The organism is Psychrobacter sp. NPDC078631 (assembly GCF_050268165.1).
Lineage (GTDB): Bacteria > Pseudomonadota > Gammaproteobacteria > Pseudomonadales > Moraxellaceae > Psychrobacter.
Genome location: NZ_JBNNGG010000002.1, coordinates 334,664 through 347,161 on the forward strand (window position 1 = coordinate 334,664; position 12,498 = coordinate 347,161).

11 protein-coding genes and 2 tRNA genes are annotated in these 12,498 nt (G+C 43.5%); 3 read left to right on the forward strand and 10 right to left on the reverse strand.

The window, feature by feature from the left end; all coding sequences use genetic code 11:
- Positions 1 to 15 precede the first annotated feature (15 nt).
- The 3 genes from ACQKCP_RS07480 to ACQKCP_RS07490 all read right to left on the reverse strand — a co-directional run bounded on the left by ACQKCP_RS07480 (position 16) and on the right by ACQKCP_RS07490 (position 1,429).
- Complete coding sequence (locus tag ACQKCP_RS07480) at positions 16 to 678, reverse strand: RDD family protein (RefSeq protein WP_427611861.1); 663 nt, start codon at positions 676 to 678, stop codon at positions 16 to 18.
- Positions 679 to 1,081: 403 nt separating this feature from the next.
- Positions 1,082 to 1,158: transfer RNA gene (locus tag ACQKCP_RS07485), tRNA-Arg, on the reverse strand.
- 181 nt (positions 1,159 to 1,339) lie between these two features.
- Positions 1,340 to 1,429 (reverse strand) — tRNA-Ser (locus tag ACQKCP_RS07490).
- Between the two features lie 351 nt (positions 1,430 to 1,780).
- On the opposite strand from ACQKCP_RS07490, the gene ACQKCP_RS07495 reads away from it, so the two are divergent.
- Positions 1,781 to 2,575, forward strand: coding sequence for a hydroxymethylpyrimidine/phosphomethylpyrimidine kinase (locus ACQKCP_RS07495; RefSeq protein WP_427611862.1), 795 nt, complete (start codon positions 1,781 to 1,783; stop codon positions 2,573 to 2,575).
- A 108-nt stretch (positions 2,576 to 2,683) separates the two neighbouring features.
- Here the strand turns inward: ACQKCP_RS07495 and ACQKCP_RS07500 are convergent, their stop codons facing one another.
- The 5 genes from ACQKCP_RS07500 to ppx form a co-directional block, all read right to left on the reverse strand.
- A complete protein-coding gene (locus ACQKCP_RS07500) occupies positions 2,684 to 3,244 on the reverse strand; it encodes a YggT family protein (RefSeq protein ID WP_224737825.1) in 561 nt (186 codons plus the stop codon).
- Positions 3,245 to 3,372: 128 nt separating this feature from the next.
- Entirely contained in the window at positions 3,373 to 4,206 is an 834-nt protein-coding gene (gene proC / locus ACQKCP_RS07505) for a pyrroline-5-carboxylate reductase (protein WP_296209212.1), read from the reverse strand.
- A 177-nt stretch (positions 4,207 to 4,383) separates the two neighbouring features.
- On the reverse strand, positions 4,384 to 5,943 hold the full coding sequence (tilS, locus tag ACQKCP_RS07510) for a tRNA lysidine(34) synthetase TilS (RefSeq protein WP_427611863.1): 1,560 nt from the start codon (positions 5,941 to 5,943) through the stop codon (positions 4,384 to 4,386).
- A 167-nt stretch (positions 5,944 to 6,110) separates the two neighbouring features.
- Complete coding sequence (locus ACQKCP_RS07515; protein ID WP_102078709.1) at positions 6,111 to 6,914, reverse strand: acetyl-CoA carboxylase carboxyltransferase subunit alpha; 804 nt, start codon at positions 6,912 to 6,914, stop codon at positions 6,111 to 6,113.
- A gap of 177 nt (positions 6,915 to 7,091) precedes the next feature.
- Positions 7,092 to 8,657 carry an exopolyphosphatase gene (gene ppx / locus ACQKCP_RS07520; protein WP_427611864.1) on the reverse strand — a complete coding sequence of 522 codons (1,566 nt, stop codon included), beginning with the start codon at positions 8,655 to 8,657 and terminating at the stop codon, positions 7,092 to 7,094.
- Positions 8,658 to 9,117: 460 nt separating this feature from the next.
- Between ppx and ACQKCP_RS07525 the strand changes: the two genes are divergently transcribed.
- Positions 9,118 to 9,453: an Mpo1-like protein gene (locus ACQKCP_RS07525; protein WP_427612034.1), complete on the forward strand. Its 336-nt coding sequence runs from the start codon at positions 9,118 to 9,120 to the stop codon at positions 9,451 to 9,453.
- Between the two features lie 161 nt (positions 9,454 to 9,614).
- On the opposite strand, the gene hemL is transcribed toward ACQKCP_RS07525, so the two are convergent.
- Together hemL and ACQKCP_RS07535 are read right to left on the reverse strand one after the other, a co-directional pair.
- The gene (gene hemL, locus ACQKCP_RS07530) at positions 9,615 to 10,916 is read right to left on the reverse strand and encodes a glutamate-1-semialdehyde 2,1-aminomutase (protein WP_427611865.1); all 1,302 of its coding nucleotides are present in this window, start codon (positions 10,914 to 10,916) and stop codon (positions 9,615 to 9,617) included.
- A 103-nt stretch (positions 10,917 to 11,019) separates the two neighbouring features.
- Positions 11,020 to 11,373 (reverse strand): zinc ribbon domain-containing protein YjdM, encoded by a 354-nt coding sequence (locus tag ACQKCP_RS07535; RefSeq protein ID WP_057758016.1) that lies wholly within the window; start codon positions 11,371 to 11,373, stop codon positions 11,020 to 11,022.
- A 299-nt stretch (positions 11,374 to 11,672) separates the two neighbouring features.
- Here ACQKCP_RS07535 and ACQKCP_RS07540 point away from each other — a divergent pair, with 299 nt between their 5' ends.
- On the forward strand, positions 11,673 to 12,425 hold the full coding sequence (locus ACQKCP_RS07540; RefSeq protein ID WP_427611866.1) for a YgfZ/GcvT domain-containing protein: 753 nt from the start codon (positions 11,673 to 11,675) through the stop codon (positions 12,423 to 12,425).
- The last annotated feature ends 73 nt before the right edge of the window (positions 12,426 to 12,498 follow it).

A 12,498-nucleotide genomic window follows, 5' to 3' on the forward strand; every position in this document is an offset into this window, starting at 1 on the left:
TGCAGTATCATCATACTACGGTTTTTTCTTACGATTTTTAAAACCGCGCCATAGCCCTTCATGTGCCACTTTTGGCATCTTTAGGGTGATGGTGTTGGACAGCATATCTTGTACTGCCAAACCGCGAGGGTTGAACAGACAGAACACATAGTTGAATACCAAACCAAGAAACGCGCTGGCCAATAAGGCGGCGCGTGATCCATCAATGAGACTACCAATAATGCCAAAAATCAGCGGCATCAAACAAGCGGCCAAAATACGCTTAAACGACTGTCCCCACGTTAGCCATTGACCTGCATCATTAATCGTTTTTAATCGCCATGTCTGCATACCCAATGTCTGACCACCACGGCGCCAAAATACCCCATAGAATGCCACGAGTGTCAGTACAAATGACGGCGTCATAATGGCGTTCTGATACCAGAGCGGCAGTGACTGAGCTTGTGATGACTCAGTACCCGTCTCCATAGTCAACAGCGTACCGACGACGGTTAGTATCGTCCCTACCAAAAACAATAACGCTAAAATCAGCATACCATCATAGAGAATCGCCACGACACGAATCATAGGCTTAGCGATGGTTGGCTCTTCGTTAGGATCTTGCTGTACAGGCGCACTCGATTGAGGCTTTGATTTGCGAGTCGTTTTTGACGGACGTTTAGATGGACTTTTTGACATGGTACAAGCTCATAGCAAGCAGTGAATAGTAATGCTATTGTACCGTAAATGGTGGGGCTATCGTACATTATCCTAGATGACTGTCCAATATCATAGGTGGCCTAACATCGTAGATGACTGTCCAATATCATAGATGACTGTCCAATATCATAGATGACTGTCCAATATCATAGATGACTGTCCAATATCATAGATGACTGTCCAATATCATAGATTGCTCTCCAATATCGTAGATTGCTCTTTAATATTATTAGTTGGCTATCCAATCATGTCATACACAGAAGATGATCGTAGAATAAATAAGTAGAAAGGTAAAAGTTACAGACATAAAAAAACCGCCAATTGTCATAAGACAGGCGATTATTTTAATGTTTTATCAGCTTATACTAAGCTATTATGCAAATGGTGCGCCTGGAGAGATTCGAACTCCCGACCCCTTAGTTCGTAGCCAAGTGCTCTATCCAACTGAGCTACAGGCGCGTATTTTGCACTTTATCCACTGCGAAGATAATATCTTTTGCAGTAAATTAGGTTGGTCATTATATAGATAATATCGCTTGTGTCAACATCTTTTTTAATTAAAACAAATTATTTTTTGAATTAATTATTAAAATGTTTAACGCAGTATATTGCGTTATTACTCTAATAACAACTGAATAAATGGCGGTGAAGGAGGGATTCGAACCCTCGATACGCTTACACGTATGGTTCCTTAGCAGGGAACTGGTTTCAGCCACTCACCCACTTCACCTAACGATTCAAGACATTTATAAAAAATCTATAAACATAGTATTGATGCTAACAATACGTCTCATGTCGTGGGCGAGTATTATAACAAAGCCAAAACGAATTGCAAGCGTTGTCTACAGATTTAATGCGGCTTTTATCAAAATTATAGATATAAGTGCTTATCTTGCATTTTTATACGGAAAATTGCGACATATCATTGCTAAATATAACAACCAAACTGCTCACTAATATTAGGCCTACTCACTCTACCGTCTTATACCTCATCCACAAGCATAAGACTATGATAGATTTTTTAGTAGTAGGTGGCTATAGTATTTGTCACTTACTTTAAAATCTCTTAAAAGGAGCTGTTATGCGACCTGTTGTACTGTGTTTTTCAGGATTAGACCCTTCAGGCGGTGCTGGATTACAAGCGGATATCGAGGCCATTGGACAGTCAGGGGCACATGCAGCCATCGCGTGTACGGCGGTCACTATCCAAAGCTCACAGCAGGTATTTGGCTTTGAGGCTTGTGCGGCATCATTGGTAAAAGCTCAAGCTACTGCGGTTCTTGATGACTTGCCTGTTAGTGCTATTAAATCAGGTATGCTCGGCACCACTGATAATATCGCAATGTTGACCAAATTATTTGCTGATCAAATTATCGATAACGACATGCCATTTGTCTTAGACCCTGTACTAGTCGCGAATAGCGGTGGCAGCTTGGGCGATGAGAAAACACTGGTTAGCGCCTTTAGACAATTACTGCCCTATGCTACTTTAATCACCCCAAATACTCATGAGCTACGTGCGCTTAGCGGTGAGCAAGACTTGCATGTCGGGGCAAAAAAGCTATGTGCTCAAGGTGCTCATGCGGTATTAGTAAAGACCTCACATGATTTTGATAGCGGTGACATCGAGCAGTACTTATATATACAGGGCGAAATGGTGCATAAAAGCACCTTACCGCGCTTAGATGGTGAGTTCCATGGCTCAGGATGTTCACTCGCCAGCTTTATCGCTGGACGCTTGGCAATGGGTGATGCTCTCATCGACGCGGTAAAAGCAGCCGACAGTTGGATTACCCAGACATTGCAGGCAGCTGATGCACCGCATCCTGATGATACTCAAGCTCAACTCATACCAAATCGCTTTGTTCGTTTTTAGCATATCTAATAAGCTATAGCTTACCCAAGTAGCAGACGCAAAAAAGGCGCTCTATATTTTGATAGAACGCCTTTTTTATGACAGTTTTCAGATTTAATTCTATTAGGATTAACCCAAGGTTGGCAACACACTTGCAGCCAAGCCACCGATGAATATCTCCAGCAAATAAAATGCTAAGAAAGCCACCATTGGCGATAAATCTAGCATCCCTAAATTCGGCGTAATACGACGAAACGGGGCCAAAATAGGTTCAGCCAAATTAATGATAATGCCAATAATCGGATGCTCAGATCTGGTAAACACCACAATCCAGCTAACGATGATAGAACCAATCACTAGGTAGCGACACATACGTAAAAAGTCTAACAATAAGCTAGTCGTGCCCGTAAAGAATAGCGGTACAGGCGCAATACCTTTATGCGTCAATGCGGCCTTTCCAGAGATATCGATTAGACGAATCAAAAACATCAGCACGATAGCGGCAATGCTAATACGACCCTGTGCAACAGTCGGAAAAATACGCCCAAATACATCGACGATATGCGTCGCCTTATAAGCAGGCGCAATCATCGGATTGCTCGCATCCATTCCCGCAAACTGCAACATAAAACGAATAAACACCAGCATCATAGCGAATGTGGTGACCAAATCAAAAATTTGAAATAACATGTTGTTCATGAAGTGCTACTCAATGTGACATTATTAACAGATTCTAGGATGACAAATGTCATTATCAGATGCTGATGATTACATAAGGTGTGTCGTCAGTTATCACTCACAGCACACCTTGTCAGTGTTTACTTACTCATCTCTTCACTTAACGCTTGGCTACGATCATAGCAAGCTTGCATGGCCTCACTGATTTGACGACCAATCTCATTGGCTTGCATTGACTCAACCGCTGCCTGAGTAGTACCGTTCGGCGAAGTAACTTTACGGCGCAGTTCAGCTGGTGCATCATCACTGTTCATCGCCATTTTTGCAGCACCTAACATGGTTTGCATCGCAAGCGCTGAGGCTTGTTCTTTATCTAACCCTAATGCAACTGCCCCATCGACCATCGATTCGATGAAATAAAACATATACGCTGGCGCTGAACCTGATACGGCTGTGACCGCATGCATATGCTCTTCGTCATCGACCCACATGACCAAACCTGATGCTTCCATAACGGCTGTTGCTAGCTGCTTCTGTTCCGCTGAGATATTGTCTGTACCATAAAGGCCAGTCGCACCCATTTGAATCATAGAAGGCGTGTTTGGCATTGCACGGACGATATTGCTATAGCCGCCCAGCATGTTTGATAAAAGATCAGTCGACAAACCTGCCGCTACTGAAATGACCAATTGATTGTCTAGTACATCAGCAAAAGCACTTACCACTACTTTCATCATCTGTGGTTTTACTGCTAGCACCACGATATCTGCACCGATCACAGCAGACTTTGGATCAGCCATTGGATCAACAGTATTTAGACCTTTGGCGGCTAATTGCTCACGTGCATCGCTGCTAGGATCGGCGACCGTGATTAGATTTGGTTTGATGCCGCAACCCACAAGCCCGCTAATGAGCGCTTGTGCCATGTTTCCGCCACCAATAAAACTGATTTTTTTATTATCTAATACCGACATACTTGTCTCCTAGTCACAAAATTCAAAGGTATTCAACTTAACATACTGATATATAAAACGACACTCAGTTTATCATACTGCCACTACCACCGTTTGATAAATTCAAAATGTCGCGCCTGACATCAACCTGATAAAAATCAATGAGTCAACCAACGGATATTAAACTTTTGACGCTTTCTATTTTAGACTAAGCTCACTTGCAATGTACTCAGCCAATTGATTTCTTTTAGCATCGCTATCGGTATCTTTATCCGTCTGCTCAGAACTCAAAAGCCAACTCTCAAATGGCAATGTTAGTAATAGAGGAATATCAGTTTGTATGTCGCTTCCATTTTCAGATTTTTTTATAAAGGTGATGCTAACTACCATTAAGCTGTCTCGCAGCCATATTGGAATCCCAAGCGTTTGATACAGTTTTTTGCCTGCTTGTGGGCGCGCAGCCATCTCGGTCTTTAACCGTTGCATACGGTCTAACGGTGCTACTTTTAACACTATCTGTTGTACTACACAGTCCGTACTATTTTCTAACAATCGTACCAGTGCATCTGCTTTTACTTGCAACTGCCAAATATAACGATCACTGCTACGTATGGTGAGTGATGTTAAATTATTAGCTGAATGACTAAATAATGGCAGCACCTGCTCGGTCAGTGGTAGCTTCAGCCAAGACAGCCATTCGCTGCTCATACGATAGAGCTGCTGACGATAGCGGCGAATGGTATAAGATGCCTTACGACCTTGCCAAAACAGTTCTGTTTGATGATCTTGGTCATCACGTTGGCTGAGAGTTAGTACGTCATCGACGAGTTGCTTAGCAGGTGGTAATGGCTCATCTTGACCGAGCCAATAATGCAATAATTGCCGCTGACGATACATGGGTAGCTTTTGCAACGCATTGATACTTAGCGCGCGCTGTGCGAGTGAAAGTTGCAGGTCTGTATTTTCTGTTTGCTGCATATCCTGAATAGCTTGAGCATTGATTGTTTCCTGTGCATCACTTAACAGCTGCGCACTTCGAGCGATATTATCAATCACATTGGGATTGTATGTGAACAATATGGGCATGATATCGCGGCGTAGCCCACTACGTACGTTGTCGCCGCTGTCATTGGTAGGATCATCGATATAAGGCAACTCTAAGCGCTTGGCGTAGGCACTAATATTGGCTCGTCGTATTGTGAGCCAAGGTCGCCACAGGATATTGCGCTGTACGCCCTGCGTTTGCACTCGCCATGGCTGCATACCAGAAAGACCATTGACTCCAGCGCCTTGGATTAGTCGCATCAATACGGTTTCAGCTTGGTCATCAGCGTGATGCGCTAATAGCAATACATCGTCTTGGTTGATATGAGCTCGCATAACATTATAGCGTGCTTGCCGTGCTGCCTGCTCATCATGTCCGTTCACTTGTGCCTGTAAAATACGACAAGGTATCTGCTGAGCTTGCGCCCAATTGGCAACATGCTTAGCCCAATGCTGACTATCCGATTGTAACCCATGATCGACATGTAACAGCTCCGGCAGACATGGCAATTTACCTTGTCGGTAGAGCTGCACACACAGCGCCGCAAGTGCCAATGAATCACGCCCACCACTACATGCCAGCCAAAGACGACGACCATGCAACTGATCACTATAAACAGACATACTGCTCAATAATGCGGTTGCTAGCGTCTCATCAACTGGCAAATCGGAAATTGGTTTAATAGGATGTGAGATGATTGCACTGCTGGTCATAGTCAGCCTTATTTTTAGTTACGTTAGGTGCTTTATATACTAACAACCATAAAAAAACGCGCCATTAAATGACACGTTTTTATTTTAGCATTAAGACTCAGACTCTAATATGAAAAACCTATTATTGAATAATAGCGACTTAACAATAAAGGCGCCATAACAACCAATTAAGCAGGCAACATCACTTCTGAGTTGAAAGACTTTAGCTTCTCATAACGTAGCTCACAACGCTCTTGAGGATCTAGGTCTTTAATCTCATCAAGCTGCTCAGTAATCAATGCTTTTAAGGCATTCATCACAGGTTGTGGCTGCACATGTGCGCCCTCGCCTTCTTCGATGACAGCGTCAATCAAACCCATTTGATAAAGGTTAATGGCGTTTAGTTTTAGTGCTTCACTAGCGTCTTGTGCTTTTTCAGCGGTTTTCCAAAGAATAGAAGCACAGCCTTCTGGCGAGATCACTGAGTAAATACTGTTTTGTAGCATATTTACTTTATCACCAACACCAATTGCCAATGCCCCACCTGAGCCACCTTCACCAATGATAGTCACAATCACAGGCACTTTTAGGCTAGAAAATACAGCAATGCTCTCTGCAATCGCTTGCGCTTGTCCGCGCTCTTCTGCACCAATACCAGGGTAAGCACCTTGAGTATCTACAAAGGTCATCACCGGAATGTTAAAGCGCTCGGCCATTTTGACCAAACGAATCACTTTGCGATAGCCTTCAGGATTGGCCATGCCAAAGTTATGAGCAATACGCTCACGGGTGCTACGACCACGATGCTGACCAATTACCATCACAGGCTGACCATCAAAACGTGCAAGACCACCGAGAATGGCTTTGTCATCGGCAAAAGCACGGTCGCCATGCAACTCGTCAAATTCGGTAAAAAGCTGATTAACATAGTCCATAAATAATGGACGCTTGGCATGTCGTGCAAGCTGCACACTATCCCAGACAGTGCTCATAGACGCTTCCCTTTAATAATTATACTTAATGTATTTATGTTTAAGAATAATATCGTTATCCGTATTCAGATAATGAAAGTACAGTTGTAAACTCAATAGGAGCTATAGTAGCACATCTTAAATAGCATGACATTATCGACAACGCCGCTTTTGTTACGTTAATCTTTAACTCAATACTTACAATGGTAACTGCTCAACCTCTGGAGTCTCGGCCTCTTGAGCTTCAATCACACTAAGCTGTACGCCCCATTTAGCAAACTGGTCAATTTCAGTACGCAAATCTGCGAGCAAGAACGCATAATGCTCACTGCTATCCGCCAAGGTAATTTGCCAGCTGTTTTCAGCGACTACCTTTAGTTCTAGCTCTGGTAGCGCATAATCACTGCGGCTATGATGCGCCAGTACGGCGAGGCGCAACAATAAGCAGAGATAAACCAGCTGATCACCACCAATCTGACAAGTCTGCTCTAGCATATCGGCTTTAAGCTTGCGGCGATGGTTAAGCATCAGCTGCGCCATGCGTTTTTGATCGACTTGCGAAAACCCTGGAATATCAGAGTATTCAAGCAAATACGCGCTGTGCTTATGATAACTACTGTGACTGATTGCCAGTCCTATCTCATGCAAGAATGCAGCACGTCTGAGCAAGTCGCAATCATCATTGGACAGGGTCAGCTTGTCTTTTACTTGTTCAAATAAATGACGGCTGGTTTTCACCACTTGCTTGGCTTGCTTTTTATCCCCTGAATAACGCTTGATTAACGCCAATACACTGCGGTCACGCACATCTTCACTAGCAAAACGACCAAGCATATCGTACATAACGCCTTCACGTAACGCACCATCTGAGTAGGTAATGGTTTCAACGCCCAGCACTTTCATCACCGCGCGCAATACTGCCACGCCAGCAGGAAATACGGCTTTACGATGTTCTTTGACACCTTCTAACTCGATCTCATCAATATTGCCAATCTTAATCAGCAATTTCTCTAATTTTTTGACACCTTTATAGGTAATGCGTTCTTGCTCATCGGCCCAGCCTTTTGATACTAGAACATTACGCACCGCTTTAATTGTACCGCTTGAGCCGACCACACTGCTCCAGCCTGTCTTTTGATAACGACCATTAATCGCTAAGACTTCTTTACGTGCACCTGAAATTGCACTATTGAAGGCTTCTTTAGTAATCAGGCCGTCAGCAAAGAATTTTTGGGTAAAAGAAACACAGCCCATTTGTAAACTTTCAGTCAATAATGGATCGAAATTTTGACCAATAATAAACTCTGTCGAACCGCCGCCAATATCCATAACCAAGCGTTTATCACTACTCTCGTTGGTATGCGAGACGCCCAAATAAATCAATCGCGCCTCTTCGCGGCCCGCGATAATCTCAATAGGTTTTGGTAGGATTTTATTGGCACGGGAAATAAAGTCGTTAGCGTTTTTGGCTTGACGCAACGCATTGGTCGCGACCACACGAATCCGCTCTGGCGGTACTGAATCCAAGCGCGCTACAAAGCGGCTTAAACAATCAAGACCGCGCTGCTCAGCGGCTGCGCTTAGAATATTATTTTCGTCCAGACCGGCGGCGAGCTGTACCTTTTCAGACATCGAGACTACTTTTCGCACTTCCCCATGGTCAAGACGAGCAATAGCTAAATGGAAACTGTTGGAACCAATATCGATGGCTGCCATCATTTCATCATCGCCAATTGGCGGATTCGTAAGGTAGTCAATAGGCATAGGACAAGTCGTCACCGTGTTAGAGAGAGTGGATAGTTTACCAAAATCACGTGCTATATAGTTATAAAATCACATGTATAGAAAAAAGTCATAACCACAAAAATCAGGGCAATTTTATCATTAAAGCATTTATGCCAAACACTCGCAAGCGATGCAAAACTGTAGCGGGAACATCGACGACCACCCTATGAGTTGACAGGTATCGGCTCAGCATCTAGCGCTTGTGTTACGCATATCGGTTTGCTACATTGAAAGCTATCAATATCATGATAAAAAACCGTTATTTACAGAATTTTTATCCGTGTAATTTACTTCAAAAGCCACCAGCTAATCGGTTAAAAATCATTTGCAATTAGTAGTTATCAAACCCACCAGCAAGGAAGCTAGTCATATGAATCAGACCACCACAAAAGACGCTACCCAAAATACTGAGACCCCTATCAGTAGCGCCAAAAAAGACATGGTAAAAACTGAAAGTTCGCCCAAACAGGCATTTTATGATTTTTACTTAGATGAGCATCAAAACATGGCCTGTCGCCGCCTACATTTCGCAGGTAGTAGCTTTGGATTATTAGGACTAGCAAAGTCTGTCAAAACTGGCTCAGCCAAACCTTTGGTAAAGGGCATTGCCGCTGGATATGCTTGTGCATGGGTTGGACATTTTTTCTTTGAGAAGAACAAACCCGCTTCTTTTAAGTTTCCATTGAAAAGCTTTGTCAGCGATTTTCGTATGTATAGCGATGTGCTACGAGGCAATCTGAGCTTGAGAAATCGTAAGTTTGATAAAGCACGATAACGTTTAATCGTCATATAAGTTAAATGACAAACTTTATATTCTTCCCAATACGATTATAAATAAGATATCGATAAACAAAAAAACCAGCGAAGATCACGGGATGACCTTGCTGGTTTTTTAAGCTTTAACTTTTTAGTTAGCTAATAACTTACATGGCTAAACTATGCTTTTGCCATTTCTGCAAATATCTCATCAGCCGCCTTGATTGACGCATCAATATCTTCGTCGCTATGTTTGATAGACATAAAGCCTGCTTCATAAGCTGACGGTGCCAAGTAAATACCGCGATCTAGCATACCGTGGAAGAAAGTATTGAATACGTCCATATCGCACTCTGTCACGTCATCGAAGTTCTTTGGTGTTTCGGTTGCGCTGTCTTTGACAAAGAACATGCCAAACATACCGCCAAGCTTATTGGTACGTAGATGAATACCATGTCTGTCAGCTGCTGCTTGGAAACCGTCTACTAGGTGATCAACTTTCGCTGCTAACTCGTCGTAGAAACCTTCTGCTGTTAAGTCCTCAAACATGGCGATACCAGCGCGCATCGCTAGTGGATTGCCTGATAATGTACCAGCTTGATAGACACCGCCAAGTGGCGCGATGCAAGACATGACTTCTTTTTTACCACCGAAAGCACCAACAGGTAAGCCAGCACCGATGATTTTACCGAAGCAAGTCAAGTCTGGGTCAATACCGAAATGGGCTTGCGCACCGCCAAGACCAACGCGGAAGCCCGTCATCACTTCATCAAAGATTAATACCGCGCCATTAGCCGTACATTCTGCGCGCAACGTATCATGGAATTCTTGTGTTGGGATAACCATGTTCATGTTGCCAGCGATAGGCTCTAAGATAACGCAAGCGACTTCTTCGCCCCATTTCTCAAAACAATCTTTAATCGCTTGCGGATCATTATAAGGAATCGTAATAGTATGCTTAGCAAAATCTGCTGGCACACCTTTTGACGTTGGCTCACCAATATCAAGCATGCCAGAGCCTGCTTTTACTAGCAGGCTGTCTGAATGCCCGTGGTAGCAGCCTTCAAACTTAACGATTTTATCACGCTGAGTGTAACCACGTGCTAAGCGAATTGCACTCATGGTCGCTTCTGTACCAGAGCTGGTCATGCGAATCATTTCAACACTAGGAACGATCTCGCAAATCTTATCTGCAACGGTCGTTTCAAACGGCGTTGGTGTGCCAAAGCTTAGACCATCATCAGCGGCTTTTTTCACCGCATCGATGACTTTTGGGTGCGCATGACCCAAAATCATTGGGCCCCACGAGCCAACATAGTCAATATAGGCGTTGTCTTCGGTATCATAAATTTTGCTGCCATTGGCACGGTGCATAAAGATAGGTGTACCACCAACCCCTGCAAATGCGCGAACTGGTGAGTTAACACCACCTGGGATATGTTTACGTGCTTGTGCAAAGAGCTGTTCGTTTTTAGTACTCATAATTATTCTCTACTTATAGCGACATTTATAACGACAATGTTTTGTGACTAAACGTCTGCTTTATATTTGTTTATTATCGAATCTTTCAAGAAGTTTTTACAATTTAAGCTTTTTTGACCACAGAAGACTTGAGCTTCATGGGGCCATAGCCATCAAGTTTGCAGTCGATATCATGACCATCGGTAGCGTCTGGCAACAGGCGAATACTTTTCGCCTTAGTACCCACTTTAATCACGATTGAAGAGCCTTTGACTTTTAAGTCTTTGATTACAGTCACGGCATCGCCATCTTGTAGCTCATTACCCACTGCATCACGAATCACTGCGTCTTGGTCTTCAGCTTGCGCTGCATCAGTCTCAGCCGCCGTCCATTCATGAGCACACATAGGACATACCAGTAACGCACCATCTTCGTACGTATATTCAGCATCACATTTAGGGCAATTTGGTAAGCTCATTATTTCCTCGGCAGCCATCGTACATTAGGTTAATTATAGAGCTGATATTGTACCGTAACTCACCACCTTTAACCAATTTGTACGCTTGAAAATCAAACGCTATGCCCAATTTAACACTTAACTCATCGCTGATTGATGACGTTTTTTATGGCAGGGTTTTTTGTGGTACTCTTCTTAGCCTCATTTAAATTTATATGCACAGATACTATCAATGATAAAAGCGCCCATATAATTTTTTATCACTTCGATTTATTCTCTATATTATTACTAAGTAAGCTCTCATCAGAAGGATAATAACAATGACTCAGTCTTCAAATCTAGCAGCTGTACCGCAGTTTTCGCAATTAACTATCCAAGGCGAAGACGCCGAAAAATTCTTGCAAGGGCAATTGACTTGTGACGTTACCAAACTTGGGCTTAGCTATCAGGCAGCCGCCATCGGTAACCTAAAAGGTCGTATTGAGTTTGGCATCTGGATCAAAAAACAAGCAGAGAAACATTATGATGTGGTCATCAGTAGCGACTGTGCTGAGTCTTTTCAGGCACACCTTAATAAGTACGGGGCGTTTTCTAAATTTAAAACCAGTGTACCAGCAGCGATTTATCCTTGTGTGCTAGCAGATGAGCCAACTTTTAGCCATAAAGACGACCATAATACTGCTGAGGATACGCAGGCTTGGATGGCATGCAGCCTAGCTACTGGTAATTATTGGGTTGTGGCCGCGACTCAAGGTGAGTTTCAACCGCAAGAGCTGCGTCTGCATCAGCGCGGCGGCATGGACTATGATAAAGGCTGCTACTTAGGTCAGGAAGTCATCGCTCGTATTTACTTTAAATCTGCGCCCAAAGCATTTTTACACTATGTGCAAGGCACTGGTGAGACACCAAACGCAGGTGACAAGATTGATAAAATCCAAGTGGTCAATACGATGAAAAATGACGATGGCTTTATCGCTTTGGTCGTGGCACGCCCTGAACAGTTAGCAGAAAGTGATTTGAGCATATTGGACTTGCCAGCTGCACTACAAGTAGATGTCGCACGCCCGAAATAAAGGCACATCGAATCAGGCAAGCGACGCGGCAAAGGTGATGGTCGTTCAATACAGCGCGACCGTCATGACTAAC